This window comes from Polaromonas sp. P1_E12, from assembly GCF_056405975.1.
Genome location: NZ_JBFUBB010000003.1, coordinates 498,686 through 524,963, shown reverse-complemented (window position 1 = coordinate 524,963; position 26,278 = coordinate 498,686). Strand labels below are relative to the sequence as shown.

Annotated in this window: 25 protein-coding genes; 20 read left to right on the top strand and 5 right to left on the bottom strand. The window is 59.0% G+C overall.

The window, feature by feature from the left end; all coding sequences use genetic code 11:
* Window positions 1-1,212, top strand: coding sequence for a D-mannonate dehydratase ManD (gene manD, locus AC1D13_RS12320; protein WP_457281192.1), 1,212 nt, complete (start codon window positions 1-3; stop codon window positions 1,210-1,212).
* Between the two features lie 231 nt (window positions 1,213-1,443).
* Here manD and slmA read toward each other — a convergent pair whose 3' ends face one another.
* The 5 genes from slmA to AC1D13_RS12295 all read right to left on the bottom strand — a co-directional run bounded on the left by slmA (window position 1,444) and on the right by AC1D13_RS12295 (window position 6,933).
* Window positions 1,444-2,088 (bottom strand): nucleoid occlusion factor SlmA, encoded by a 645-nt coding sequence (gene slmA / locus AC1D13_RS12315; protein ID WP_477666576.1) that lies wholly within the window; start codon window positions 2,086-2,088, stop codon window positions 1,444-1,446.
* A 162-nt stretch (window positions 2,089-2,250) separates the two neighbouring features.
* Window positions 2,251-3,708: a sensor histidine kinase gene (locus AC1D13_RS12310; RefSeq protein WP_457281646.1), complete on the bottom strand. Its 1,458-nt coding sequence runs from the start codon at window positions 3,706-3,708 to the stop codon at window positions 2,251-2,253.
* 107 nt (window positions 3,709-3,815) lie between these two features.
* Window positions 3,816-4,520: a response regulator gene (locus AC1D13_RS12305; RefSeq protein WP_457281194.1), complete on the bottom strand. Its 705-nt coding sequence runs from the start codon at window positions 4,518-4,520 to the stop codon at window positions 3,816-3,818.
* A 290-nt stretch (window positions 4,521-4,810) separates the two neighbouring features.
* Window positions 4,811-5,722 carry an acetylglutamate kinase gene (gene argB / locus AC1D13_RS12300; RefSeq protein ID WP_477689627.1) on the bottom strand — a complete coding sequence of 304 codons (912 nt, stop codon included), beginning with the start codon at window positions 5,720-5,722 and terminating at the stop codon, window positions 4,811-4,813.
* A 107-nt stretch (window positions 5,723-5,829) separates the two neighbouring features.
* Window positions 5,830-6,933 carry an MraY family glycosyltransferase gene (locus AC1D13_RS12295; protein WP_457281196.1) on the bottom strand — a complete coding sequence of 368 codons (1,104 nt, stop codon included), beginning with the start codon at window positions 6,931-6,933 and terminating at the stop codon, window positions 5,830-5,832.
* A gap of 181 nt (window positions 6,934-7,114) precedes the next feature.
* Between AC1D13_RS12295 and AC1D13_RS12290 the strand changes: the two genes are divergently transcribed.
* The 19 genes from AC1D13_RS12290 to AC1D13_RS12200 all read left to right on the top strand — a co-directional run bounded on the left by AC1D13_RS12290 (window position 7,115) and on the right by AC1D13_RS12200 (window position 26,277).
* Window positions 7,115-7,477, top strand: a complete 363-nt coding sequence (locus AC1D13_RS12290; protein WP_457281197.1) for a MarR family EPS-associated transcriptional regulator — start codon at window positions 7,115-7,117, stop codon at window positions 7,475-7,477.
* A complete protein-coding gene (locus tag AC1D13_RS12285) occupies window positions 7,470-8,894 on the top strand; it encodes a mannose-1-phosphate guanylyltransferase/mannose-6-phosphate isomerase (RefSeq protein WP_477666574.1) in 1,425 nt (474 codons plus the stop codon). Before AC1D13_RS12290 ends, AC1D13_RS12285 begins: the two co-directional genes overlap by 8 nt.
* Window positions 8,895-8,897: 3 nt before the next feature.
* Window positions 8,898-9,983 (top strand): GDP-mannose 4,6-dehydratase, encoded by a 1,086-nt coding sequence (gene gmd, locus AC1D13_RS12280; RefSeq protein ID WP_457281199.1) that lies wholly within the window; start codon window positions 8,898-8,900, stop codon window positions 9,981-9,983.
* Between the two features lie 2 nt (window positions 9,984-9,985).
* Window positions 9,986-10,918, top strand: a complete 933-nt coding sequence (locus AC1D13_RS12275; RefSeq protein ID WP_477689626.1) for a GDP-L-fucose synthase family protein — start codon at window positions 9,986-9,988, stop codon at window positions 10,916-10,918.
* Window positions 10,915-12,081 carry a DegT/DnrJ/EryC1/StrS family aminotransferase gene (locus AC1D13_RS12270; RefSeq protein WP_477689625.1) on the top strand — a complete coding sequence of 389 codons (1,167 nt, stop codon included), beginning with the start codon at window positions 10,915-10,917 and terminating at the stop codon, window positions 12,079-12,081. Before AC1D13_RS12275 ends, AC1D13_RS12270 begins: the two co-directional genes overlap by 4 nt.
* A 15-nt stretch (window positions 12,082-12,096) precedes the next feature.
* Window positions 12,097-12,771, top strand: a complete 675-nt coding sequence (locus tag AC1D13_RS12265; RefSeq protein ID WP_477689624.1) for an FkbM family methyltransferase — start codon at window positions 12,097-12,099, stop codon at window positions 12,769-12,771.
* Between the two features lie 152 nt (window positions 12,772-12,923).
* The gene (gene rfbF, locus AC1D13_RS12260; RefSeq protein ID WP_457281204.1) at window positions 12,924-13,697 is read left to right on the top strand and encodes a glucose-1-phosphate cytidylyltransferase; all 774 of its coding nucleotides are present in this window, start codon (window positions 12,924-12,926) and stop codon (window positions 13,695-13,697) included.
* Complete coding sequence (gene rfbG / locus AC1D13_RS12255) at window positions 13,694-14,770, top strand: CDP-glucose 4,6-dehydratase (protein WP_477689623.1); 1,077 nt, start codon at window positions 13,694-13,696, stop codon at window positions 14,768-14,770. The genes rfbF and rfbG overlap by 4 nt, the downstream gene beginning before the upstream one ends.
* A gap of 54 nt (window positions 14,771-14,824) precedes the next feature.
* Window positions 14,825-15,658, top strand: a complete 834-nt coding sequence (locus AC1D13_RS12250) for an NAD-dependent epimerase/dehydratase family protein (protein ID WP_477689622.1) — start codon at window positions 14,825-14,827, stop codon at window positions 15,656-15,658.
* Window positions 15,659-15,731: 73 nt separating this feature from the next.
* Window positions 15,732-17,054, top strand: coding sequence for a lipopolysaccharide biosynthesis protein RfbH (gene rfbH / locus AC1D13_RS12245; protein ID WP_477689621.1), 1,323 nt, complete (start codon window positions 15,732-15,734; stop codon window positions 17,052-17,054).
* 8 nt (window positions 17,055-17,062) lie between these two features.
* Window positions 17,063-18,109, top strand: a complete 1,047-nt coding sequence (locus AC1D13_RS12240; RefSeq protein ID WP_477689620.1) for an NAD-dependent epimerase/dehydratase family protein — start codon at window positions 17,063-17,065, stop codon at window positions 18,107-18,109.
* On the top strand, window positions 18,106-18,912 hold the full coding sequence (locus AC1D13_RS12235; protein ID WP_477689619.1) for a transketolase: 807 nt from the start codon (window positions 18,106-18,108) through the stop codon (window positions 18,910-18,912). Before AC1D13_RS12240 ends, AC1D13_RS12235 begins: the two co-directional genes overlap by 4 nt.
* Window positions 18,909-19,832: a transketolase family protein gene (locus AC1D13_RS12230; protein WP_477689618.1), complete on the top strand. Its 924-nt coding sequence runs from the start codon at window positions 18,909-18,911 to the stop codon at window positions 19,830-19,832. Before AC1D13_RS12235 ends, AC1D13_RS12230 begins: the two co-directional genes overlap by 4 nt.
* Window positions 19,833-19,841: 9 nt before the next feature.
* On the top strand, window positions 19,842-21,644 hold the full coding sequence (locus AC1D13_RS12225; protein WP_477689617.1) for an ABC transporter ATP-binding protein: 1,803 nt from the start codon (window positions 19,842-19,844) through the stop codon (window positions 21,642-21,644).
* Window positions 21,641-22,201 (top strand): dTDP-4-dehydrorhamnose 3,5-epimerase, encoded by a 561-nt coding sequence (gene rfbC, locus AC1D13_RS12220; RefSeq protein ID WP_477689616.1) that lies wholly within the window; start codon window positions 21,641-21,643, stop codon window positions 22,199-22,201. Before AC1D13_RS12225 ends, rfbC begins: the two co-directional genes overlap by 4 nt.
* Window positions 22,198-23,424, top strand: coding sequence for a methyltransferase domain-containing protein (locus AC1D13_RS12215; RefSeq protein WP_477689615.1), 1,227 nt, complete (start codon window positions 22,198-22,200; stop codon window positions 23,422-23,424). Before rfbC ends, AC1D13_RS12215 begins: the two co-directional genes overlap by 4 nt.
* 125 nt (window positions 23,425-23,549) lie before the next feature.
* Window positions 23,550-24,629 (top strand): FkbM family methyltransferase, encoded by a 1,080-nt coding sequence (locus tag AC1D13_RS12210; protein ID WP_457281213.1) that lies wholly within the window; start codon window positions 23,550-23,552, stop codon window positions 24,627-24,629.
* Window positions 24,626-25,453, top strand: a complete 828-nt coding sequence (locus AC1D13_RS12205) for an NAD-dependent epimerase/dehydratase family protein (protein ID WP_457281214.1) — start codon at window positions 24,626-24,628, stop codon at window positions 25,451-25,453. Before AC1D13_RS12210 ends, AC1D13_RS12205 begins: the two co-directional genes overlap by 4 nt.
* The gene (locus tag AC1D13_RS12200; protein WP_457281215.1) at window positions 25,450-26,277 is read left to right on the top strand and encodes a cephalosporin hydroxylase family protein; all 828 of its coding nucleotides are present in this window, start codon (window positions 25,450-25,452) and stop codon (window positions 26,275-26,277) included. Before AC1D13_RS12205 ends, AC1D13_RS12200 begins: the two co-directional genes overlap by 4 nt.
* Window position 26,278 lies beyond the last annotated feature (1 nt).

Below are 26,278 nucleotides of genomic sequence, written 5' to 3'. Positions count from 1 at the left end.
ATGAAAATCACCAACGCCCGCGTCATCGTCTGCAGCCCCGGCCGCAATTTCGTTACCCTGAAAATAGAAACCGACGAAGGCCTGACCGGCATCGGCGACGCAACGCTCAACGGGCGCGAGCTGTCTGTCGTGAGCTACCTGACCGAGCATGTCATCCCCTGCCTGATCGGACGCGATGCACACCAGATCGAGGACATCTGGCAGTACCTGTACAAGGGCGCTTACTGGCGGCGCGGCCCGGTCACCATGAGCGCGATCGCCGCAGTCGACACCGCCCTCTGGGACATCAAGGCCAAGGCCGCCAACATGCCGCTGTACCAGCTGCTGGGCGGAAAGAGCCGCACCGGTGTGATGGTCTATGGGCATGCCAATGGGAAAGACATTGCGCAGACCGTGGAAGAGGTGTTGCGCTACAAGGAGATGGGCTATCAGGCCATACGCGCGCAGAGCGGCGTGCCGGGCCTGGACAAGGTTTATGGCGTCGGCAAGGGCACGCTGTTTTACGAACCGGCTGACGCTGACCTGCCCAGCGAACACGACTGGAGCAGCGAAAAATACCTGCTGCACACCCCGAAGTTGTTCGACGCAGTGCGTACCGCCGTCGGGCCGGACATTCATTTGCTGCACGACGTGCATCACCGCCTGACGCCGATCGAGGCGGGCCGGCTGGGAAAATCACTGGAGCCCTATCACCTGTTCTGGATCGAAGACGCGACGCCGGCCGAAAACCAGGAGGCTTTTCGCCTGATCCGCCAGCACACGACCACACCGCTGGCCGTGGGCGAGATTTTCAACACCATCTGGGACTGCAAGGACCTGATTCAGAACCAGCTGATCGACTACATCCGCGCGACGGTGGTGCATGCCGGCGGCATCACCCACCTGCGGCGCATTGCCGACTTTGCGGCGATGTACCAGGTACGCACGGGCTGCCACGGCGCGACCGATTTGTCACCGGTCTGCATGGGCGCAGCGCTGCACTTCGATACATGGGTGCCCAATTTCGGCGTGCAGGAATACATGCGCCACACCGAGCAGACCGATGAGGTGTTTCCGCACAGCTATCGTTTTGACAAAGGCTTTATGCACTGCGGCGAAACGCCGGGCCATGGCGTGGAAATCGACGAGAAGCTCGCCGCGAAATACCCGTACCAGCGCGCCTACCTGCCGGTGAACCGGTTGCAGCACGACGGCACCCTCTGGAATTGGTGAACTGGCTCACCCCTGCTGGCGCTCACTTCGTGTAGCGCCCCCTCCCCTTGCAGGGGACGGCGCCTGCGGCCGGGCAAAGCCCGTTCCGCGGCCCCAACTGACATGCCCCCGGGGAGGCCAGCTAAGGACTGTTCTTTTCCAGTGGGGGCCGGGGTCCGGCTTTGCCGGCGCCAAGGCGCCCGTCCCCTGAAAGGGGAAAAGGCGCGACACGAAGTGCGCGTCCGATAGGGGTTAGCCCAATATAGTCGCGAGGCTGGCTTCGAGGTGCTCGGACGGCAGGCGCTTGAAGCCGGAGCGGGCAAAGCGCTGCAGGCGGCCGACCATGAAGGCAACGATGACCGAGGCGCGCACCTGGGCGTCGACCGTGGGAGTCGCCGCGCCGCTGGCGGCCGCAGCGTCGCGCAGGCTTTGCTTGAGGCTGGACTCGAGCTTGTCGAAGAACTGGTTCATGCGCTCTTGCAGGCGGTCGTTTTCAAACACCAGCGCATCGCCCACCATGACACGCGTCATGCCGGGGTTCTTTTCGGCAAACTGCAGGATCATGACCACCAGCTTGCGGGTACGGGCTGAATGGTCAGGTTCACGTTCACCAATCTGATTGATCAGTGTGAAGACGCTTTGCTCGATGAATTCGATCAGGCCCTCGAACATCTGCGCCTTGCTGGCGAAATGGCGGTAAAGGGCGGCTTCGCTCACATCCAGCTTGGCTGCCAGGGCCGATGTGGTGATGCGCTCGGCGCCCGGCTGCTCCAGCATGGTGGCCAGCGCCTGCAGAATCTGGACCCGGCGCTCACCCGGTTTGGGGCGCTTGCGCACCGCAGGCTCGGCTGGCGTGGCGTGCGGGCTCAGTTCGGATTCAGACGCTAAGTCGGACATAGGCGATGAAGTAGGAAATGTTTCAAAAAACCGGGAATCGTTGCAATTGATTCTCGCACAGCCAAGTGACAGTTCGTCTCTCACCATGCCCGGGTTTTCGCCCATGAGGCGAAGGCGCAACGTTCTGTTCCGTAACAGCAAGCGCTTACTGTGGTGGGCGAGCTACAAACTCAATCGAACCCGTAATCCGTACGGTCCGGCTGGGCCAGTCCCGGTGTGATCCAGCTCCAGCTGCGAATGGTGAACCCGCGCGATTTCGCTGGCAATGGCCAGGCCCAGGCCATTGCCCTCGCCCGCCGTCCCCTGCACCCGGTAAAAGCGCTGCAACGCCATGCTGCGCTCGTCCGGGGCTATGCCGGGGCCGTCGTCTTCGACTTCCAGGAAAACGCCCCAGCGCCGGTGTTCGGCGGCAGCGCCACCAGGACCCGGCTGTTTTGGCGTGTCCGGCGCTTCGAAGCCTGCCGTCGGGCCACAGCGGATCGTGACCGTGCCGCCGGGCGGTGTGTATTTGACGGCGTTGTCCACCAGATTACCCAGCAGCTCGCGCAGCAGCCACTCGTAACCACTGACCTGTGCAGGCTGGGTTTCCAGCCCCAGGTCAATGCCCTTGCGCATGGCGGCATCCAGATGCAGGGGCAGGATGGATTCGCAGAGGTCTTTCAGGTCTACCCGTTGCATGGGCTGGGCGCCGGCGGCTGACGCGTCGGCGCGCGAGAGCGCCAGCAGCTGGTTGGCCAGCTGCGACGTCCGGCGTGTGGCATTGCGCAGCTTGATGATTTTTTCGGCCGACAAGGTCACCGCCCCGTCCGAGCCTGCCGCCTGGGCCACCTTGGCCGCTTGCGCCCAGGCCTCGACCTGGGCCTGCAGCCCGGCCAGAGGCGTGCGCAGTTGGTGCGCGGCATCAGCCACAAACCGCCGCTGCCCCTCCGCCTGGTCGTTCACCAGGCCAAAAAGGCGGTTCAAGGCACTCACCAGCGGCTGCACCTCGGCCGGCGTAGCCATCGGGTCGATGGCACTCAAGTCGCGCGGGTTGCGGCGCTCCACCGCGTCCTTGAGCTCAATCAACGGCTTGAGTGCCCGCGTGACGGCCCAGTTGACGGCAAAACCAGCCGCCACAACCAGGATCAGATTGGGCAGCAGCACCTTGAACAGCACGGAGCGTACCCATTGCTGGCGCGGGTCGGATCCATCCGCCAGCTGGACGATCAGCTCACCCACCGCAGTCTTCATGCGCTGCGCGGCAATCCGGTAGGTCACGCCGTTGTATTCGATGCTGTGGAATTCCGGCTCGTGCGTGGCCGGCAGCAGTTCGGGAATCCAGGGCTCACCGGCCAGAAAGTCGCCTTCGGCATCGGCGAGGCGAAAGCCGGCAAAGCCAGGCCGGCCCTTGAGGAAATCATCCACGGCGGGGGCCATCAGCAGCACCGGCGCACTTTCCGGGGTGGCGCCCGGCGCCACAACCGAATCGGCCAGCAGGGGAATCAGCCGGAGCAGCTGCTGATCTTTTTGCAGGGCGACATCGCCGGCCGTCTGGTAGTCAAAATAAATACTCACCAGCGCAAAAGTCCCCAGCGGGAAAAGCAGCAGCAGGAGCAGCCGGCGCTGCAGGCCGGACTTCATGGCGGCAGGCACGAACGCGTTGCCGCCCGTGCGCGCAGCCAGCGTACGCAGGCGGTTTTTCAGGCGGACGGCCCAGGACTGGCCGAAAGGGTTCATGCCTGCGCTGCCTATTCAGCGCCAGCGCTGGACGGCATCCCCGGGGAAACTTCCACCAGCTCCAGCCGGTAGCCAAAGCCGCGAATGGAGCGTACGGCTATGCCGTGCGGCTCCAGCTTGCCGCGCAAACGCGAGATGTACACCTCAATGGCATTGGGCGTGATTTCCTTGTCCCACCCCGTCATGGCCTGCAGCAGCTTGTCTTTGCTGGCCGGCTTGGGCGCGTGGATCAGCAAATACTCCATCACCGTCCATTCGCGCGGTCCGAGCTCTATCAGCTGGCCGTTGGCGCGCGCCTCGCGGTTGGCCGTGTCCAGTTCCAGCGCTCCAAAACTCAGTGTGGCGCTGGTGGCGGCCTGGGAGCGGCGCAGCAGTGCGCGCAGGCGCGCCAGCAACTCGGGCAGCTCAAACGGCTTGACCATGTAGTCATCCGCCCCCAGATCCAGCCCCTGGACACGGTCCTGCAGCGCGTCGCGGGCCGTCAGGATGAGCACTGGCATGGCCATTCCGCCGCGGCGCAGGCGGCGCGTCAGTTCCAGCCCGTCAATGCGCGGCAGCCCGATGTCGATGATCGCCGCATCGAAGGTCTCACCCTGTAACACTTCCTCCGCGCGTTCGGCACTGCCGACCCAGTCGACGGCGTAGCCGGCGTCACTGAGCCCCAGCTTGATGCCGCTGGCCACCATCACGTCGTCTTCAACCAACAGGAGTCGCATAACGAATTGTCCGTTTCGTCGCCAATGCCAATTGACCCCGCCTGAGGAGTGTCAATTCAGGAAAAAACCGGTGCCGCTGCCTGTTTTGGTTTTTGGTCTTGTTTTTGGCCCGGTATCGGCTGCCAGTCTGCCAGACCGGCACTGTCGCCACCCTGACGGCAAAGGAAATGCCCATATTTGCTATATTTTTTATAGCAGCTTGCGCACACCCCTTATACCCTGGCGACCAATTTCATCAAAATAAGGGCGCCGCCCATCCGGACAGCCTTGGGCCGCCAGGAACGCCTGGATCAGTGCGAGCGGATCATGGTCCCGTAGGCCTGGTCGGTCAGGATTTCCAGCAGCATGGCATGCGGCACCCGGCCGTCGATGATGTGGACAGAATTCACGCCGCTTTTGGCCGCGTCCAGCGCGCCTTCGATTTTGGGCAGCATGCCGCCGGAAATCGTTCCGTCGGCAAACAGCTCGTCGATTTCGCGGGCGCTCAGGTCAGTCAGCAGCTCCCCGGCCTTGTTCAGCACGCCGGGGGTGTTGGTGAGCAGCACCAGTTTCTCGGCCTTCAGCACAGTGGCCAGCTTGCCCGCCACCACGTCGGCATTGATGTTGTAGCTCTCGTTTTCCTCGCCAAACCCGATCGGGCTGATCACCGGAATGAAGGCATCGTCCTGCAGCGCCTTGACCACGCTCGGGTCAATGCTGACGATGTCACCCACAAAGCCGATGTCGTGCTCCTTCGTCGGGTCATCCTTGTCGACCATCTTGAGCTTTTGCGCACGGATCAATCCGCCATCGCGGCCCGTCAGGCCCACGGCCTTGCCACCGGCCTGGTTGATCAGGCCGACGATGTCCTGCTGCACCTGGCCGGCCAGCACCCACTCCACGACTTCCATGGTCTCTTCGTCGGTGACGCGCATACCCTGGATGAAATGCCCCTTTTTGCCCAGGCGGTTCAGCGCCGCCTCGATTTGCGGGCCCCCGCCGTGCACCACCACCGGATTCATGCCGACCAGCTTGAGCAGAACCACGTCCTCCGCAAAATCTGCCTGCAGGGCCGGGTCCGTCATGGCATTGCCGCCATATTTGATGACCAGGGTCTTGCCGTGAAACTTGCGGATGTAAGGCAGCGCCTGGGCCAGGATCTCGGCCTTGTCGCGCGGGCCTACATGGGAGAGGTCTGGGTCGTTGGCGGTATTGGTGGTCATTCGCGGGGCCTTGTCAGGATGAAACAGGGAACAGGAACACAGGGAGCAGGTATTGCCGGGAAATATTGCCCGAATTGTGCCGCATCACTGCGGCCAGCGTGCCGGCCTCAGCGACGCAGCCAGCGCGGAACCTTGAAACGGATGATCGCGATATAAAAACCGACATACGTCAACACAAACAGCGCGCAAAACATCATGAGGATCGAGGTCTCACGCCAGAACAGCACTGCCGGCACCACCGTCAGCAAGGTAAAGCTCCAGAGATAAGGTGACGTCCGGTTGTTGCGCATCAACATGCGCCGCGACTCGTCATCGTGGAACACACCACGCACCAGGCGGCGGTAGATCAGCTGATGGAAATGCAGCGCATCAGCCACCCCGGGCGATCCGCCGCGCGCCAGCTTTCGGTAGATCGAAAAAACAGTCTCCCAGACCGGATAAATGATCAACAGCATCGGAAACCACGGCGAAACCATCTGGTGGCGCTGCACCAACAATATGCAGGCGAGCGCGATCACAACACCCCAGAGATAGGCGCCCCCATCCCCCGCAAAAATCAGGCCACGGGGGTAGTTCCACATGAGAAAACCCATGGTCGCACCTGCCAGGCATACAACGATGGCAGCCAGCTGACGGTCACCAAGCTGAAGCGCGACATAGGCGATTGCCAGGCAGATGAGCGACGCGACGGTACCCGCCAGGCCGTTGTAGCCATCAATGATATTGAACGCGTGCGGCAAGCCGCAGAACGCGAAAAAAGCCAAGGCAACGCCGACCCAGGGAAAAGACAGCAGCAGCATGTCGATCCCAGGCACGCCGAGCCGCGGTAACGCCAGCCCGAACAGGCTGCACGCCAGCGCTGCGGACAGCCCCGTCAGCAACAGGCGGTAACGCACCGTCAGCCGCTGCGTGAGATCTTCATAAACGCCGCCCAGCACGGCTGGCAGCAGGACCACCACCAATTGCAAGGCGGTATGCCAGGTCATGGGCACATTTACCCGGCTGGCGGTCGTTTCGGCTATCACGCCGGCAAGCAAGCCAGCCAATAAGCCCAGCAGTATCCCGATGCCGCCGACGCGCGGTATGTTTCCCGCATGGAACCGCTGCGGTTTGCTCACATCGTATCGGCTGGCATGCTCACGCGCCATGCGGATAACCAGCATGGAGGCGATTAGCGACACAGTGAAACTCAGACAAACCAGAAATACCATGGGGCCCCCGCTTTATTTGCCGCAATTATCAGCGCATACCCCCGGCCCGCCCCTTGCACTTTCCTCACAGCCCTGACAGGACCTGCCGCAACGGGTGTAAATAATCCCTCACACCGGTGTTCTACCCATGCGGCAGCAGTGGTAATATCCTGTTCACTCATTGAACAGCTGAATCATCCATTTGCTGAATTCTTCACTTCAGGAAGAAAACCACCTGCGGGTACTGCGCCTGCTGGAGGCCAATCCTCATATGAACCAGCGCGATCTCGCCAATGCGCTGGGCGTTAGCCTGGGCAAAACCAACTATTGCCTGAAAGCGCTGCTCGACAAGGGCTTCATCAAGATGCAAAGCTTCAGCCGCAGCGAAAAGAAGCTGGCTTACGCCTATTTGTTGACGCCGAACGGCATTTCCGAGAAGGCCGGCCTGACCTTGCGCTTTCTCGAACGCAAGTTGGCGGAGTACGAAAACCTCAAGGTTGAAATCGAAAACCTCAAAGTCGAAGTCACCCAGGCAAAAACCAGCACTGATCACAACCATGACTGAAACCGTCACCATCACGCCTGTCATCCTCTGCGGCGGCGCAGGCACACGGCTTTGGCCGCTGTCGCGGAAAAGCTTCCCGAAACAGTTCGTCCCGCTGATCGGCGGTAAAAGCCTGCTGCAGCTGACCCTGGAGCGGGTGGCACACGTCAACGGAGACAGCGCAACCACGCCCGATGTGATCTGCGTCGCCTCGGAAGAACACCGATTCCTCGTCAGTGAAGCCATGCAGGCAGCACGCGTCAAGGGCCGGATTGTGCTGGAACCCACCGGGCGCAACACTGCGCCTGCGATGGCGCTCGCGGCGCTGCTCGCCAAACCCGGTCAAGTCCTGCTGTTTTGCCCTTCGGATCACCATATCCCCGATGTTGGGGCCTTTTCAGCCATGGTGGGCCAGGGCCTGGCGGCGGCGCTGAGCGGTGAGATCGTGACTTTTGGCGTGGTGCCGGCTTTTCCGGCAACAGCCTACGGTTATATCCAGCAAGGCGCGGCGCGCGGCGACGGTAGCGCCAAAGTCGCGCGTTTTATTGAAAAACCCGACGCAGAAAAAGCCCAGGCACTGATATTGCAGGGTGACACGCTCTGGAACGCCGGTATCTTCCTGACGCGCGCCGACACACTGATCGCGGCCCTGGAACAACACGCGCCCGACATTCTGCAAGGCTGCCGGCTGGCTGTGTCAGCGGTCGGAGAGGACCAGCAGTTCGTGCGGCCCGACGCAGCGGCATTCGGTGCTGTGCGCGCCGAAAGTATCGACTACGCAGTGCTCGAGCGCCACGGCGCTGTCGCTGTCGTGCCATTTGCGGGAGCCTGGAGTGACGTCGGCAGCTGGAATGCCGTCGCCGGGCTCACGGCGCCGGACGACGACGGCAATCGCATCGACGGCAACGGCATGGCGCTGCACAGCAAACGCACCTATATTCACGCGCCGCATCGCACCGTGGTGACACTTGGCACCGAGGACCTTCTGGTGATTGACACGCCCGACGCGTTGCTTGTCGCCGCGAGCAGCCACGTGGAGCAGGTCAAGAGCGTGGTTTCCCAGCTCGAAACGCGCCAAAGCCCGGAAGCGAGTCTGCACCGCAAGGTAGCGAGGCCCTGGGGCTGGTATGACAGCATTGACCGCGGCGCCCGATTCCAGGTCAAACGCATCATGGTCAAGCCCGGCGCGTCGTTGAGTCTGCAAAAACACCATCACCGGGCCGAACACTGGATCGTGGTTTCCGGCACCGCACTGGTCACCAAAGGCGAGGCCACCTTTCTCCTCACCGAAAACCAGTCCACTTACATTCCGATCGGCGAAACTCACCGCCTGGAAAATCCAGGAAAAACCGATCTGGAAATGATCGAAGTCCAGTCCGGCAGCTACCTGGGCGAGGACGATATCGTGCGATTTACCGACAACTATGGCAGGGCATAAACAATGAAAACAGCACTCATCACCGGCATCACCGGCCAGGACGGTTCCTACCTGGCGGAGTTTCTGCTGAACAAGGGCTATATCGTGCACGGCATCAAACGCCGCACGTCGCTCTTCAATACGGATCGAATCGACCATTTGTTCCAGGACCCGCACGAAGCCAACCAGCGCTTTGTGCTGCACCACGGCGACATGACCGACTCGTCGAGCCTGACCCGCATCATCCAGCAAACCCAGCCGGACGAAATCTACAACCTGGCCGCGCAAAGCCATGTCGCCGTGAGTTTTGAAGAGCCGGAGTACACAGCCAACAGCGATGGCCTGGGCGCCTTGCGCGTCCTCGAAGCAATGCGCATTCTCGGACTTGAGAAGACCACCCGCTTCTACCAGGCTTCGACTTCCGAACTCTATGGCTTGGTGCAGGAAATCCCGCAAAAAGAAACTACGCCGTTCTACCCCCGCAGCCCCTATGCGGTTGCCAAGCTCTACGCCTACTGGATCACAATCAACTACCGGGAAGCCTACGGCATCTATGCCTGCAACGGCATCCTGTTCAACCACGAAAGCCCGGTCCGCGGCGAAACCTTTGTGACGCGCAAGATCACGCGCGCACTCGCCCGCATCAAGCTGGGCATCCAGGACTGCCTCTATCTGGGCAACATGGATGCCAAACGGGACTGGGGCCACGCCAAGGACTATGTCGAAATGCAATGGCTCATGCTTCAGCAGGACAAACCCGAAGACTTCGTGATTGCCACCGGTGTGCAATACAGCGTGCGTGATTTCGTCGAGGCGACTGCCCGGGAATACGGCATGCAGATCCGCTGGGAAGGCCACGACGAGAACGAGAAAGGCTATGACGCTGCCACCGGCAAATGCATCGTGTCGGTCGATCCGCGTTACTTCCGTCCGACCGAGGTTGAAACGCTGCTCGGTGATGCGACCAAGGCACGCGAAAAACTCGGCTGGGTTCCGAAAATCAGCTTCGCAGAACTGGTCGCCGAAATGGCCAAAGTCGACATGACACAGGCCGAGTTCGATTTGCAGGTCAAGGCGCACGGCCACAAGGCCTTGCGCAACCAGGGCTAAACGTGGCCAAACCCCGTGTTTTCCTGACCGGCGGCGGCGGCATGGTCGGCCGCAATATCCTCGAGCACCCGCTCGCGGGCAACTGGGATTTTGTCGCGCCTGGCAGTCGGGAACTGAACCTGGCCGACTTCGAGGCGACGCGCCGCTTCGTCGCAGATGTCCGGCCCGATGCTGTAATTCACTGCGCCGGACTGGTCGGCGGCATTCAGGCGAATATCGCGCACCCTGTCGATTTTCTCGTGGTGAACGTAGACCTCGGTCGCAATGTGATCATGGCGGCGCGCGAGGCCGGCGTTACCAGGCTGCTGAACCTCGCGAGCTCCTGCATGTACCCACGCGAAGCGCAGAACCCGCTCGGCGAGGAATTGATTCTGCGCGGCGAACTAGAGCCGACCAACGAGGGCTATGCGATCGCCAAGATCTTCGCGACCCGGCTGTGCGAATACATCACCCGCGAAACACCGGTCAACCAGTACAAGACGCTGATTCCGTGCAACCTGTACGGCCGGCACGACAAATTCGACCCGAAGCACTCCCACCTGATCCCTGCGATCATCCACAAGGTCCATCAGGCCAAGGCTGGCGGCCTGCCGAGCGTCGAGATATGGGGTGACGGCACGGCACGCCGCGAGTTCATGTATGCAGGTGATCTGGCCGACGCCGTGCTGCATGCGCTGTCCGATTTCGACAAGCTACCGGGGCTGCTCAATGTCGGCCTCGGCCACGACCACAGCATCAACGACTACTACCGTGCTGCCGCCGAAGTCGTTGGCTGGAGCGGCGAGTTTGTACATGACACAAGCAAGCCGGTCGGCATGAAACAAAAACTTGTCGACATTGAGAGGCAGCGCGCCTGGGGTTGGCGAGCGTCGACGTTGTTGAATCAAGGCATTGAAAAAACTTATCAATTTTATTTGCAGGATAGCCAAGCATGAGCCACAAATACCCTCTCGCCACCGCCACCTGGGACCAGGCTGAATACGCTGCACTGCAAGAGGTCATCACCTCGGGCATGTTCACCATGGGACCCAAGGTGTTCGAATTCGAAAAACAATTCGCAAGCTACCTCGGTGTCAAGCATTGCGTGATGGTGAATTCCGGTTCGTCGGCCAACCTGTTAATGGTCGCGGCGCTTTTCTATTCCAAGAATGACGCGATTGCTCTCAAACCGGGCGACGAAGTGATCGTGCCCGCCGTATCCTGGAGCACAACCTATTACCCGCTATACCAGTACGGCCTGAAGATCAAATTCGTCGATATCGATCTCGAAACCTTGAACTACGACCTCGATGCACTGGAAAAAGCCGTCACCGGTAACACCCGCCTGATCATGGCCGTCAACCTGCTCGGCAACCCGAACAACTTCGCGCGCATCAAATCCATCATCGGCGACAAGAAGATCACGCTGATCGAAGACAACTGCGAGTCGCTCGGCGCAACCTTCGAAGGCAAGCAAGCCGGCACTTTCGGCCTGATGGGCAGTTACAGCTCATTCTTTTCACATCACATCTCGACGATGGAAGGTGGCCTGATCAGCACCGATGACGAGGAGTTGCACCACATTTTGCTGTCGTTGCGCGCGCACGGCTGGACCCGCAATCTCCCGAAGTTCAACCATGTCTGCGGCGAAAAAAGCGACGATCCGTTCAAAGAGTCGTTTCGCTTCGTCCTGCCCGGCTACAACGTACGGCCACTCGAAATGTCGGGTGCACTCGGCATCGAGCAGGTCAAAAAATTGCCAATGCTCGTTGCCGAACGACGTAAAAACGCAGCATTGCTGCAATCGGTTATGCGCGACCACCCTACCGTGCTGATCCAGAAGGAGATTGGCAATAGCAGCTGGTTCGGTTTCAGCCTCGTGATCCGGCCTGGTGTCGACCTCACACGCGAAGCACTGGTCGCCAAGCTTAACGACCTTGGGTTCGAAGTACGACCTATCGTTGCAGGCAATTTCGCCAAGAATGAAGTCGTCAAATATTTCGACTCGGAAGTCTTCGGTGAGCTGAAGAACGCCGAGCATATCGACAGTAACGGCCTGTTTGTTGGCAACCATCACTACTCGATTGCCGACGCAGTCACAACGCTCAAAAACCTCTAACGCATGAGAACACCAATGTCATTGGTTTCCAAAATCAAAACCCGTCTGGGGCTGATGTACCGTCGCCACATCAAACGGGAACCATTCTTGATTGAAGTTGAACGTTGGTTCAGCGACCGGGGGGATGAGACCTTGCGCCTGAACTACGCACTGAATGCGCAAAGTGTCGTTTTCGATATTGGAGGATACCTGGGCGATTTCGCCGCCGAAATCCACAAACGCTACGGCTGCACCGTCTATATTTTTGAGCCTGTTGCGGAGTTTCATCAGCAGTGCGTAGCACGCTTTCTGGGTAATCCCAAAATCGTCTGTTTGAACTATGGACTGTCTTCCAGCGACGGATTCTTCAATATTGGCTTGGCCGACAATGCGTCAAGCTTCGATTCACCGCATGCGACCGGCGCCGTTCAGCGGGTGGAAGTCAGGTCGGTGGTCAATTGCATCAAAGAACTGGAAATTGCGCAGATCGATTTGATGAAGATCAATATCGAGGGCGGCGAGTTTGATGTGATTCCTGCGTTGATCGCCTCCGAAGACATTCGTCGGATTCGCCACCTGCAGGTCCAGTTCCACAATTTCATAGACAAAGCGGTGTCCCGTCGTGAGCTCATCCGCAACGATCTGGCAAAAACCCACGACGAAGCCTGGAACTACGAGTTCGTCTGGGAAAGCTGGAGCCGAAAGGATTGAACTTTGTGTGATCTTCAAATCTTGTGCCACTCAGAGTGGCCGTCCGTGCAAGCCGGAGACCCTTCGCACGGTCCGGCTGTCTTGATCGCTTTTTTCGCAAACGACGTCACTTCCAAGATGGCGCCTTTGGATAACCGAACCCAAGGAAAAACATGAAAGCAGTCATTCTTGCCGGCGGCCTAGGAACGCGCATTTCCGAGGAAACATCTTCGCGGCCGAAACCCATGATCGAGATCGGCGGCAAACCCATCCTCTGGCACATCCTGAAGATTTATTCCGCCCATGGCGTGAACGATTTCGTGATCTGCTGCGGTTACAAAGGCTACATGATCAAGGAGTACTTCGCGAATTACTTCCTGCACATGTCCGACGTCACCTTCGACATGAGCAAGAACAGCATGGAAGTGCATCAGCGCAGTGCCGAACCCTGGCGCGTTACCCTGATCGACACCGGCGAAGACACCATGACCGGCGGCCGGCTCGGCCGGGTCGCATCGTATGTCAAGGACGAAGAAGCCTTCTGCTTCACCTACGGCGACGGTGTCGGCGATGTCGACATCACCGCGCTGCTCGCGTTTCATAAGGAGCAAGGCGTCAAGGCGACCCTGACCGCAACCCTGCCGCCAGGACGGTTCGGCGCGCTTGACTTCGAGGGCGACAAGGTGCGCAGCTTCAAGGAAAAGCCCAAGGGCGACGGTGGCATGATTAACGGCGGCTTTTTTGTGCTGTCGCCAGCCGTTCTCGACTATCTCGACGGCGACAATTGCACCTGGGAGCGGCAGCCGCTCGAGTCGCTTGCTGACGAAGGGCAACTTGCAGCGTTCCAGCATGGCGGCTTCTGGCAGCCAATGGACACCCTTCGCGACAAGAATTACCTTGAGGAACTCTGGGCCTCAGGCAAGGCTCCCTGGAAGGTGTGGAAATGACGCCCGAATTCTGGCGCGGCAAGCGTGTCTTTCTGACCGGTCATACCGGCTTCAAGGGGAGCTGGCTGTCCTTGTGGCTACAGCGCCTGGGCGCCGAAGTCACTGGCTATTCACTGGCGCCGCCGACCGAGCCAAGCCTGTTTGAGGCGGCTCGCGTTGCCGACGGCATGACATCGTTGCACGGTGACGTGCGCGACCTCGTCGCGCTACGCGAGGCAATGCGTCTGGCCGCCCCGCAGATCGTGATCCACATGGCGGCACAGTCGCTGGTGCGTCACTCGTACGTTGAACCCGTCGAAACCTACGCTGTCAATGTGATGGGAACCGTGAATCTGCTTGAAGCCGTGCGCCACACGCCTGGCGTCAAGGCCGTCGTCAACATAACGACCGACAAATGCTACGAGAACAGGGAATGGCTCTGGGGCTACCGTGAGAACGAGCCGATGGGTGGGCATGACCCCTATAGCAACAGCAAGGGTTGCGCTGAACTTGTCAGCGCGTCCTATCGGGCATCGTTCTTCAGCGCGCAGACCCATGCCCAGCATGGCGTTGCGCTGGCCACAGCGCGCGCCGGCAATGTCATTGGCGGCGGTGACTGGGCCAAGGATCGCCTGATTCCCGACATTCTTGCTGCGTTCGAACAGGGCCGGGTCGTCGATATCCGCAACCCGAACGCCATACGTCCGTGGCAGCACGTGCTTGAACCGCTGCGCGGCTACCTAACGCTCGCCGAACGTCTTTACGACAACGGTCCCGCCTGCGCCGAGGCCTGGAATTTTGGCCCGAAAGATGAAGACGCGCGGCCGGTCGGCGTGATCGTAAGCTGCATGGCCGAACTCTGGGGTGGCAACGCACGTTGGAAGATTGACGCAACCGAGCAGCCTCACGAAGCCAATTATCTCAAGCTCGACATTTCCAAAGCAGTCGGTCGGCTGAGCTGGCGTCCATTGCTCAATCTCGAGACGGCCCTGCACATGATTGTCGTCTGGGCCCGGCGGCGCGGTGAAGGCGCGGACATCCGCGAAACCACTCTGGCGCAAATCGACCACTATCAAACAATGATCCGGCACTGATCGAACGATGCGAAATCTCAAAACCAACATGCGATGTCAGGAAGCGCAAATCCGATGATTTTTATCCTGGGAGCCCGGGGTCGCCTTGGCCACGCTATACACGCCTCGCAAGACCCGGCCCGCGTCGAAGCGCCCGATCATTCGATTTACTCGGAGTGGTGGCGCGACGACGGCGCTGACGAGGCCGCGCGCTTTTTCGAAAGCCGGCACGCCGCCGAAGACAGCGTGGTCTACGTTGCCACAGGCATCATTGATCCTGGTCGCCCACATGACGAGCACGAACGCATCAATTTTTCACTGGCGAAAAATGTGGTTCAGGGTGCAACACGAACCGGGGCGCGAGTCATTACCTTCGGTACGGTCATGGAAAAAGTGGTCGACGACAAAGGGCTTAATCCCTACTATTGGAGTAAAACGAAACTAGGTCGTTTTGTCGAGGAATTTTGCGCGACGAGCCGGTTCGGCTTGCACATACGCCTGCATACCTTGTTTGGGGGGCGGGCGCCGGACCCCTTCATGTTTCTCGGTCAAATCCTGCAGGCTATCGACAGGAACGCCGAATTCAGGATGACGCCCGGCATGCAGTTACGGGAGTACCATCATATTGATGACGAAGTTGCGGCAATCTTCCGGCTCGCAGATTCGCACGCCAGCGGCTCGGTCGAGCTAAGCCATGGCATGCCGGTCATGCTGAAAAACCTGGCCACCTACATTTTTGAGGCGCAAGATCGTCTCGATCTGCTGAAAATCGGCGCCTTGCCCGGACCAGTCAACGACAACTATGAATTTTTGTTCGAGCGTACGCCGGCGCTGGACGGCCTGAATTTCCGCGACACGCTACCAGCGGTTGCAGATTACCTCGCGCAAGTCAAAGAAAGTGCTCGCTGACGTCGGCTCGATTGACCCGCGAACGTTGATCAGCCCCGCTTTATACAACATCAGAATCGGCAGATTTCAAGTTATGCAAAACGCCAAAACCCAAGCCCTTCGCGAGCAAATCTCTGCGCTGGTAGAACAGTACGCCGCAGTCGCATTGGCTCCCGAACCCTTCTTGCCCGGTGTGAGCGTGGTGCCGCCGTCCGGCAAATTACTCGATGCCGCTGAACTCAAGAACATGGTTGAAGCGTCTCTCGACGGCTGGCTAACGACCGGACGCTTCAACGCCGAATTTGAGAAGAAGCTCGCTGCGTTCATTGGCGTCAAGCACCTCATCACGGTCAACTCGGGCTCGTCGGCGAACCTCGTAGCATTCAGCACCTTGACCTCGCCGAAACTCGGCGAGCGTGCAATCAAGCGTGGCGATGAAGTCATTGGCGTGGCCGCGGGTTTTCCGACTACCGTTAATCCGATCATCCAGTTCGGTGCGATCCCGGTTTTCGTTGATGTCGACCGCCTCACGCACAACATTGATGCGGGCAAGATTGAAGCGGCGATTGGCCCCAAGACCAAAGCGATCATGCTGGCACATTCGCTCGGCAACGCATTCAATCTTGACGTCGTGACTGCGCTTTGCAAAAAGCACAACCTGTGGCTCGTTGAAGACTGCTGCGATGCACTCGGTACCACCTACCGTGGCCAGATGGTCGGCACCTTCGGCGACATTGCCACGTTGAGCTTTTACCCGGCCCACCACATCACAATGGGCGAAGGCGGCGCGGTCTTCACCAACAATGACGAACTCAAAGTCATCGCCGAAAGCTTCCGCGATTGGGGCCGCGACTGCTATTGCCCGCCCGGCAAGGACAACACCTGCGGTAAACGTTTCTGCTGGAAGCTCGGTGAACTGCCCGAAGGTTACGACCATAAATACACCTACAGCCACCTCGGCTACAACCTCAAGATCACCGATATGCAGGCGGCCTGCGGTTTGGCGCAACTCGACAAGGCTCCGCAGTTCATCCAGGCGCGCAAGGACAACTTCGCGTTTCTCAAGGAGCGCCTGAAGGCCTGCGAGGAATTCGTCAACCTGCCCGAGCCGACTGAGCACTCTGATCCGTCATGGTTTGGCTTCCCGATCACGCTGAAAGAAAATTGCCCGGTCACCCGGCTCGATCTGCTGACCTACCTCGACCAGAACAAGGTCGGCACGCGGCTGCTGTTCGCCGGCAACCTGACGCGCCAGCCCTACATGAGCGGCTGCAACTACCGCATCAGTGGTGATCTGACCAACACCGACAACGTGATGAACAACACCTTCTGGATCGGTGTGCAGCCCTCGCTGACACCGGCGATGCTTGAATTCGCCGCACGCAAGATTGAGACATATCTCGGTGTGAATTTCTAAAAACCATCATGCAAGCTGCCTTTCCTGCCGATGATCTGGATCTGGTGTTGTCTCTGACACCGGAGTTCTGGTCACGCTTTGGCGGGGCCAGGCTGTTCATGACAGGTGGCACCGGTTTCATCGGCAGCTGGCTGCTGCAGTCGCTGCAGCGGGCGAACGACACGCTCGGCAGCCGTCTTGAACTCATTGTGCTGAGCCGAGATCCCGAACGCGCACAGAAAGAGTCACCGCACATGTTCAATCGCCGCGACACCCGGCTGGTCGCGGGGAGCATGCTCGATTTCACCGTACCGGCCGGCAAGCTTGACCTGATGGTTCACGCAGCCGCTGATGTCGGCGATCCGCACCGGGCGGCCGACCCGCTGGCGGTATTTGATTCGATCATGCAGGGAACGCGGCGCGCGCTCGACCTCGCCGATGCAAGCGGTGCATCGCGCTTTTTGTTGACGTCCAGCGGCGCGATTTATGGTGCCCAACCTGCTTCAATCGAACGAATGCCAGAGACCTATGCATGCGCGCCCGATCTGCTGCAACCGGCTGCTGCGTACGGCAACGGTAAACGCGCGGCCGAATGGCTCGCGTGCACCTATGCCGCGCAGTTCGGGCTTGGTGCCTGCATCGCACGCATTTATGCGCTGATCGGCCCAGGCCTGCCGCTGAACGGGCCATTCGCAGCCGGGAATTTCATCCGCGACGCGCTCGCTGGACGGCCCATTGAAGTCAGGGGTGACGGCCGGCCTCTGCGATCATTTTTGTACATGGCGGACCTCTGCGTCTGGCTATTACGCATTCTCGGCACCGGCAAGCCGGGCCAAGCCTATAACGTGGGCTCGGAAAGTGCGATAAGTATCGCCGAGCTCGCGCAGCATATCGTTCGAGCCTCGGGGGCCGGGCTTGAAGTGAAGATCGAAGCACCGCCTGCCGCCGAACCGGCGCCACGCTACCTGCCCGACACGCGCAAGGCGCGGGAAGAACTCGGTCTTGCGGAAATCACGGGGCTTGACGCGGCGCTGCGCAAAACATTCAACTGGAGTCGTTCATCGATCACATCATGAACAAATTCAACGCCACCCGCATCCGCAAAACTGTCCTTGATATGGCCTATTCGGGCGCGACTGTGCATATCGGCTGCGCATTTTCGATCGTCGAACTGCTCGCCGTGCTTTACCGGAGTCATCTCAGGTTTGATCCCGCGAATCCTGAGTCGCCCGATCGGGACTACATGGTGCTCAGCAAAGGCCACGGCGTGATGGCGCAGTATGCCTGCCTGCACGAAATCGGCTGGCTTGACGATAACGACATCAGCCAGTACTTCAAGGACGGCAGCCGGCTTAAGGGATTGGCCGACGCACATGTTCCCGGCGTCGAAGCAACGGCCGGCTCTTTGGGGCACGGGCTTTCGGTAGCAACAGGTCTGGCCATGGGTGCAAAGCTCAGCCAGACAGACCAAATCTGCTATGCGCTGGTCGGGGATGGCGAGCTCAACGAAGGCGCGATCTGGGAAGCAGCGCTGTTCGCCACGCATTTCAAGCTCGACAATCTCGTCGTGATCGTTGACAAAAACGGCTTTCAGGCAATGGGGCCGACCGACGAGGTCATTGCACTCGGCAACATCGAGGAGAAATTCCGGGCCTTCGGTTTCGACGCAGTCACCATTGACGGCCATGATGAAGCCGCTATTGACGCGGCCTACCGCGACGCGCGCGCCGGCCGCAACGGAAAGCCGAAAGCAATCGTCGCGACCAGCATCAAGGGCAAGGGCGTCTCGTTCATGGAGCACAACAACATCTGGCACTACACACGGCTGACCGCCGAGACCCACGCGGCTGCGATCGCCGAACTCAGAGGCACAGCATGAGAAACGCATTCTCCGACGCGCTGGTCGCTGCAGCGCTGGCCGACCCCAAAGTGCTGCTTCTCACGGGCGATCATGGCTATGCCCTGTTCGACGCTTTTCGCAAGGCCAGGCCGAACCAATACATCAATTGCGGCATTGCTGAGCAAAATATGGTGGGGGTGGCGGCGGGTCTGGCTAAAGCCGGTTTCAAACCCATCGTTTATGGCCTCGCGGCATTTGTACCGATGCGTGTGCTTGAGCAGATCAAGATCGATGTCTGCTACGAAAACCTGCCTGTGATCCTGATAGGTGATGGCGCCGGGCTCGTTTACAGCCATCTCGGCAGCAGCCACCAGTGCACCGAGGACATCGCCTGCACGCGCGCGGTACCGGCGTTGACCGTGTTGTCACCAGCTGACCGTTTCGAAATGACCGCGGCCATGCAGCTCGCACTGCGGCTCGAATCGCCGGTCTACATGCGCGTCGGCAAAAGTGATCGTGGCGACGTGCACGATGGTCCAGTCAAACTGAAAGCTGGCGACATGCTACCGGTGAGTCCGAGAGGGAAACGCATCGCCCTGCTCGCAACCGGGTCCATGGTGAAGACCGCACTCGATCTCATCAAACAAGGCCTCGACGCCGAAGCCTGGAGCGTACCGTCGATCAAACCGCTGGATCGCGAGTGCCTGCACTCGATTATCGACAGGGTCGATGCCATCGTGACCCTGGAGGAACATTCGGTCATGGGCGGACTAGGTGCCTGCATCACCGAAGAAGTTACCGCCTACCGGGCGCTGCCGGTCTTCCGCATTGGCATCAAGGACCGCTTCTCATCGTTCTGCGGCACCTGGGATTACCTGCTGCATGAGCATGGGCTCGACTTGCCGAGCGTGCGACAAAGCGTCGAGACCTTTCTCGCTGGCAAGCCGTCCAAACACTGAGTTATGGCCTTGAAGCAGGAACTCCCACAACTGTTGCGTCGGCTCTGGCTGCATTTGAGCCTGCGCCGTCGGCGCCAGTTCGCGGGTTTGCTGGCCCTGACGCTGGTCAGTGCGTTCGCCGAGGTGATGAGTTTGGGCGCCGTACTGCCTTTTCTCGCGGTGCTGACCGCACCGGAACGGCTGTTGGCCTACCCACTCGTTACGCAGGTCGCGCAGGCATGGGGTATCGCTTCAGCACAAGGATTAATCCTGCCGCTGACGATTATTTTTGCGGCAGCAGCGCTTCTGGCCGGGGCCTTGCGCATGTTGCTACTCTGGGCTGGCATGCGCCTGGGTTTGACCAGCGGTTCCGATCTCAGCACCGAACTCTATCGGCGCACCCTCTACCAGCCCTATCAGGTACATGTCTCACGCAACAGCAGTGAGGTCATCGCCGGCATCACGCAAAAGGTCAACAGCATAGCTTTCGGCGTGCTGCAGCCGGTACTTGTGCTGCTGAGCTCCGTCATCCTGCTCGCGTCCGTTGTTGCCGTTCTTGTCGCCATCGACCCATTTGCCGCGATCGTCGCTGCGCTGGGCTTCGGCGCTAGCTACACGATCATTGCCGCCATAACCAGAAGCAGGCTCCGGCACAACAGTGAGCTGGTGGCACGCGAACAGACGCAGGTCGTCAAGGCGCTGCAAGAAGGTCTCGGTGGCATCCGCGATGTGCTGTTAGACAATGCGCAGCCGCTGTATTGCGAGATCTACCGCAAGGCCGATCATCCGCTGCGCCGCGCCCAAAGCGACAGCCAATTCATCAATATCAGCCCGCGCTACGCGATGGAAGCGGTCGGCATGGTGCTGATCGCTGCGCTGGCTTATGCACTCAGCCAGCAAAACGGCGGCGTTGCGGGCGCATTACCGGTGCTCGGCGCACTCGCGCTCGGCGCGCAGCGCCTGCTCCCGGCCTTGCAACAAAGTTTCGGGGCCTGGGCCACGATCGTGAGCTGTCAGGCCTCGCTCGCCGAAACGCTGGCGCTGCTCGATCAGCCGCTCCCACCCGAAGCATTCCAACCACCGGCTGCACCGCTGGATTTCAAAAACCATATTCATTTTGACCAGGTGCGCTTTCGCTATTCGGACACAACGCCGTGGGTGCTTGATGGTCTCGATCTGACAATCACCAAGGGAACCCGCGTCGGTTTTGTCGGCAGCACGGGTAGCGGTAAAAGTACAACACTCGACCTCATGATGGGCTTGTTGCTGCCAACCGAGGGACAACTGCTGGTGGATGGCAAGCCGGTTCGCGGCGACCATCTGCGTGCTTGGCAGCGCACCATCGCCCATGTACCGCAGAGCATCTATCTGGCCGACACCAGTCTCGCTGAAAACATCGCCTTTGGCGTGCCAAGGCAGCTGATCGATATGTCGCGCGTCCGCGAAGCCGCGCAACAGGCACAGATTGCCGAGTTCATCGAGAGCCGTACCGGCGGCTACAACGCGCATGTCGGTGAACGCGGCATCCAGTTATCGGGCGGTCAACGCCAGCGCATCGGCATCGCGCGAGCCCTCTACAAGAGGGCCAGTGTGCTGATATTCGACGAAGCGACAAGTGCCCTCGACAACGCGACCGAGCAATCGGTCATGACGGCGATTGATGGACTGGATCGCGGCCTCACGATCCTTCTTATCGCACACCGCCTGACGACCGTCATGAATTGTGACGTCATCATTGAACTAGAACACGGAAAAGTCGCTGCGCAAGGCAGCTACGACGAGCTGCTGACACACAGCGCGAGCTTCCGACAACTCGCGCAGGCTTCTCCATGAGCACGATGACCATCCACAATACCACCCTGCCTGATGTGCTGGTGGTTGAAACCACGCGATTCTCGGACCTGCGGGGCGCCTTCAGCCGCCTCTTCTGCGAGCGTGAGCTTGCCGGGGTGACCGGAGAGCGCCGCATCTTGCAGATCAATCACTCGCGCACACAGTCAAAAGGTGCGATTCGCGGTTTGCATTACCAGCGCCCGCCACACGCCGAAATGAAGCTCATACGCTGCATCCGGGGCAAGGTGTGGGATGTCGCGGTCGATCTAAGGCAAGGCTCACCGACCTTTTTACACTGGCATGCCGAAGAACTTACACCTGAAAATGGCCGCATGCTGGTCGTTCCCGAGGGCTGCGCACACGGTTTTCAGGTGCTCGAAGAAAACAGCGAAATGTTGTATCTGCATACCGCCTTTTACAAACCTGAGGCCGAAGGCGGCCTTGCCTATAACGACCCAAAACTGGCTATCACTTGGCCCCTTCCCGCGACCGATGTCTCGGAAGGTGATCGTGGCCGCCAGCACATTAATCACGATTTCACAGGACTTGCCGCATGAACTGCCGCCATTGCAACACTCCCCTGCAGCATGTATTTCTCGATTTGGGGTTTGCGCCGCCCTCCAATGCATATCTGACCAAGGCGCAGCTCACGCAGCCCGAGGTTCACCTCCCGCTGAAACTGTTTGTCTGTGACCACTGCTGGCTGGTGCAAACCGAGGACTTCACGCAAGCCGACGAGCTGTTCCGCTATGACTATGCGTACTACTCGTCGACCTCGATCAGTTGGCTCGATCACGCCGCACGCTACACCACAGCGATCACCAAACGCTTCGGACTCGGTTCCGAGAGTTTCGTGATCGAAGTTGCCTCCAATGACGGTTATCTGCTTCGCAACTTTCTACCGCCCGGAATCCCCTGCCTCGGCATCGAACCCACAGAAGGTACGGCCAAAGCCGCAGAGAATCTCGGCATTCCGGTACTACGCGAGTTTTTCGGTGATGCGTTGGCCAAACGCCTGACAGCTGAGGGCAAGCAGGCCGATCTCATCATCGGTAACAACGTCTATGCGCACGTACCGGATATCAACGACTTCACACGTGGCCTCAAGTCGGTACTCAAGCCTACTGGCGTGATCACGCTCGAATTCCCGCACCTTATGCAACTGATCGAGCACAACCAGTTCGATACGGTTTACCACGAGCATTTCTCTTACCTGTCGCTGCAAAGCGTCAGCCGTATCTTCGACCAGGCCGGCCTGCGTGTGTGGGACGTTGAGGAACTCAGCACCCATGGTGGCAGCCTGCGCGTCTACGGTTGCCACCGCGAGGACACACGCGAAAGCACCGGCGCGGTCGCGCGTATTCTCGAAGACGAACAGCGCCACGGTCTCCGTGACTTGAACACATATCTGAATTTTCAGCCGAAGGCCGACCGGGTCAAAAACAAGTTACTTACCTTTCTGATCGAGCAAAAGAACGCCGGCAAAAAGGTCGCGGCCTACGGCGCGGCTGCCAAGGGAAATACCCTGTTGAACTATGCGGGTGTCAGGCCAGACCTGCTGGCATATGTTTGCGACGCCGCTCCATCCAAGCAGGGCAAATACCTGCCTGGCAATCACATTCCAATCCTCCCACCATCGGCAATGGCCGAACACCGCCCGGACGTGGTGGTGATCCTGCCGTGGAATATCGCTGCCGAAGTCATGCAACAGCAAGCCCACGTGCGAACTTGGGGCGGCAATTTTGTGGTTGCGGTTCCCGAACTGAAAATCATGGCGTGAATTAAGCATGCTTCAACCGTTCGATCCAGTTCGCAATTCACACTGAAAATTAGTACCTTAATGCGTGCGTAGCGCGTCAACACCAATTCGGCTTTTGCCAAAATCTTTCGTCTCTGGAGAAAACAATGTCAAACGACCCTCGTGACCTAAACGGTCAAAAATTGCAACGAGCACTTTCGACGCTTGGACGCGATGCCTTGTTGCGCAGACGTCTGATTGACTGGTTGAAGGAAGCAGAAAAAACCTTCGCCTATCAAGGTTCGGTTCGCGATGACATTACGGGCCCGATTATCGATGCGCTTCACACCGAAGACGACCGATATGAAAAGACACTGCAGGATGGAACACGCTTTGAGTTTCTCTACCGAACAAAAATTGCGAGGGATTTCATGCTTTCGGAGCGGGAAAATCCTACTCATGTCTGGGAACCTCAAACGACAAGATTACTGCAACACCTGTCCGCCCACAGTGACGGCGATGTTCTGATCGGTGGCGCATATTTTGGCGATCATGCCATTTTATTGGCTCGCCAACTGCAGAAAGAAGACCGTCAGGTTCATTGTTTTGAGCCCAGTCCCGAACAATCAGGAATGCTCGCAAGAAATGTTGCGCTAAATGATCTGAACAACTTGGTCATTAATCGCAAGGGACTGTGGGATGTCAGCAGCCAGCGGCTTCGTCTTGAAGGCTTCGACTCGTTCGCCAATTCGGTCGTTGCGGACACTGCCGAAGATAGTTTTGAAACGGTACGAATTGACGACTATTGCGCCGCAATGCAACGCCGACTCGGCGTCATCATGCTCGATATTGAGGGCGCGGAGTTTCGTGCGCTGCTAGGAGCTGAAAAAACACTCCTGAATAACCACCCAAGCATCGTTTTTGAAGTTCACCGGGACTATGTGGACTGGTCAAACGGCTTACTAAATGCACCAGTTTGTAAATTGTTGAGCGCAGCGGGCTATCAGCTTTTTGCGGTGCGCGATTTCCACAATAACCACGAAGTCGGGGAGCTTTGTATCGAACTCATTCCGGCCGAGGCCGTTTACCTCGAGGGCCCACCGCATGGCTTCAACATGCTGGCCGTAGCAAATACGCAACTCATATCTGGCCCCCTTTTCAAGCAGGTAAAGAACGTGAGCCCCAAGTTACTCCGTCATAAATCACCTGAACTACATCATCCCTTGGATGGGTTTCCTGGCGAATGAAATTCACAGTGTTTGGTGGCGCCGGGTTTGTCGGCCGTCACTTGGTCACTCATCTGCGTGAGCGCGGTTACGAAGTAACCGCGCCGGTGCGCGGCGCGCTAGTCCATAGCGAGGAGAACCTCGGCCACGTGATTTATGCGATCGGCCTGACAGCCAACTTTCGCAGTCGGCCACATGACACCGTCGAAGCGCATGTTGGTTTACTCTCAACATTGCTCCAGTCGAGCCGCTTCGATTCGTGGCTATACCTCTCAAGCACTCGGGTCTACGCGGGCTTGGCGCCAACTTACAGCGCGAAAGAAGATGCGAAAATCTCGATCGCACCTTCGGCCGACAGCCTGTATGACCTCAGTAAGCTTCTCGGTGAAGCCCTGTGTCTGACGCAGGCTTCGCCGGCCGTGCGGGTGGCAAGGCTATCCAATGTCTATGGCCCTGGGCAAGGTAAAGCTACATTCCTGGCGTCGGTGATCCGTGAACTGCGCGAGACCAATAGCGTCACGATCCATGAAAGTCCGACCTCCTGCAAAGATTACGTCGACATCGACGATGTCGTACCGTTGCTCGAAAATATCGCGATTAGCGGCCGGCAGCGCCTCTACAACGTAGCTAGCGGGCAATCCGTATGTCACGCCGAACTGGCACGCGAGCTGGCGGCGCTGACGGGCGCACATATCTCCTTCGCACCAGGCGCGCCCGAGCGCATTTTCCCGACCGTCGACATAGCGGCGGTAACTACCGAGTTCCACTACCTGCCCATGAAGCTGAAAGATCGGCTCTCAGGCTTGTTGTCCACCTATCCCATCCAACACGGAGTACCACAGTGAGCGCCACACCCAACGATCCAATCGCGGCTTTCGAAGCTGAGAAATTCAGCACCATCGCCAGCTATCCCGCCAACAAATCATGGCAATCACTGTCGTCGCAATGGATGGCGGAAGCTTTCCGCGGCCGCTATATGTATAACTTTTCATGGCAGGGCCGACCCATTATCCAGACCCCGGTCGATATGGTCGCGACGCAAGAACTGATCTGGCAGGTCAAGCCGGATCTGATTATCGAAACAGGCATCGCGCATGGCGGCTCATTGCTCATGAGCGCCGCAATGCTGGCGTTGATCGATTACTGCGAAGCCGTCGAAAGCGGCTCCACGCTCGACCCGAAAGCCACATCGCGCCACGTGCTCGGACTCGACATCGATATCCGCAAGCACAATCGCGATGCAATAGAAGCACACCCGATGGCGCACCGCATCCAGATGCTCGAGGGCTCATCGACCGATGAAAAAATCATCGAACAGGTGCACGCGATCGCGAAAAAGCACCGAAAAGTCATGGTATTTCTCGATTCAAACCATACGCACGAGCACGTATTGGCAGAACTCGAAGCCTACGCACCTTTGACAAGTGCGGGCAGTTATTGCTGCGTGTTCGACACGATTGTCGAGGATCTGCCGAACGATATGTTCCCTGATCGCCCCTGGGCACATGGCAACAACCCGAAGACTGCGGTATGGGAATACCTCAAGCGACTGAAAGAACAAGGCCGGCAAGCCGTCGATGGTGGAAAGCTCGTATTTGAAATCGACAAGTCCATCGAGAACAAATTGCTTTTGACGGTGGCTCCAGACGGCTATCTCAAGCGCATCTGAT

Bases quoted from the DNA above. Each gene is read 5' to 3' on its own strand.
- manD (WP_457281192.1), top strand. From the start codon at position 1: ATGAAAATCACCAACGCCCGCGTCATCGTCTGCAGCCCCGGCCGCAAT.
- slmA (WP_477666576.1), bottom strand. From the start codon at position 2,088: ATGTCCGACTTAGCGTCTGAATCCGAACTGAGCCCGCACGCCACGCCA.
- AC1D13_RS12310 (WP_457281646.1), bottom strand. From the start codon at position 3,708: ATGAAGTCCGGCCTGCAGCGCCGGCTGCTCCTGCTGCTGCTTTTCCCG.
- AC1D13_RS12305 (WP_457281194.1), bottom strand. From the start codon at position 4,520: ATGCGACTCCTGTTGGTTGAAGACGACGTGATGGTGGCCAGCGGCATC.
- argB (WP_477689627.1), bottom strand. From the start codon at position 5,722: ATGACCACCAATACCGCCAACGACCCAGACCTCTCCCATGTAGGCCCG.
- AC1D13_RS12295 (WP_457281196.1), bottom strand. From the start codon at position 6,933: ATGGTATTTCTGGTTTGTCTGAGTTTCACTGTGTCGCTAATCGCCTCC.
- AC1D13_RS12285 (WP_477666574.1), top strand. From the start codon at position 7,470: ATGACTGAAACCGTCACCATCACGCCTGTCATCCTCTGCGGCGGCGCA.
- gmd (WP_457281199.1), top strand. From the start codon at position 8,898: ATGAAAACAGCACTCATCACCGGCATCACCGGCCAGGACGGTTCCTAC.
- AC1D13_RS12270 (WP_477689625.1), top strand. From the start codon at position 10,915: ATGAGCCACAAATACCCTCTCGCCACCGCCACCTGGGACCAGGCTGAA.
- AC1D13_RS12265 (WP_477689624.1), top strand. From the start codon at position 12,097: ATGTCATTGGTTTCCAAAATCAAAACCCGTCTGGGGCTGATGTACCGT.
- rfbF (WP_457281204.1), top strand. From the start codon at position 12,924: ATGAAAGCAGTCATTCTTGCCGGCGGCCTAGGAACGCGCATTTCCGAG.
- rfbG (WP_477689623.1), top strand. From the start codon at position 13,694: ATGACGCCCGAATTCTGGCGCGGCAAGCGTGTCTTTCTGACCGGTCAT.
- AC1D13_RS12250 (WP_477689622.1), top strand. From the start codon at position 14,825: ATGATTTTTATCCTGGGAGCCCGGGGTCGCCTTGGCCACGCTATACAC.
- rfbH (WP_477689621.1), top strand. From the start codon at position 15,732: ATGCAAAACGCCAAAACCCAAGCCCTTCGCGAGCAAATCTCTGCGCTG.
- AC1D13_RS12240 (WP_477689620.1), top strand. From the start codon at position 17,063: ATGCAAGCTGCCTTTCCTGCCGATGATCTGGATCTGGTGTTGTCTCTG.
- AC1D13_RS12235 (WP_477689619.1), top strand. From the start codon at position 18,106: ATGAACAAATTCAACGCCACCCGCATCCGCAAAACTGTCCTTGATATG.
- AC1D13_RS12230 (WP_477689618.1), top strand. From the start codon at position 18,909: ATGAGAAACGCATTCTCCGACGCGCTGGTCGCTGCAGCGCTGGCCGAC.
- rfbC (WP_477689616.1), top strand. From the start codon at position 21,641: ATGAGCACGATGACCATCCACAATACCACCCTGCCTGATGTGCTGGTG.
- AC1D13_RS12215 (WP_477689615.1), top strand. From the start codon at position 22,198: ATGAACTGCCGCCATTGCAACACTCCCCTGCAGCATGTATTTCTCGAT.
- AC1D13_RS12210 (WP_457281213.1), top strand. From the start codon at position 23,550: ATGTCAAACGACCCTCGTGACCTAAACGGTCAAAAATTGCAACGAGCA.
- AC1D13_RS12205 (WP_457281214.1), top strand. From the start codon at position 24,626: ATGAAATTCACAGTGTTTGGTGGCGCCGGGTTTGTCGGCCGTCACTTG.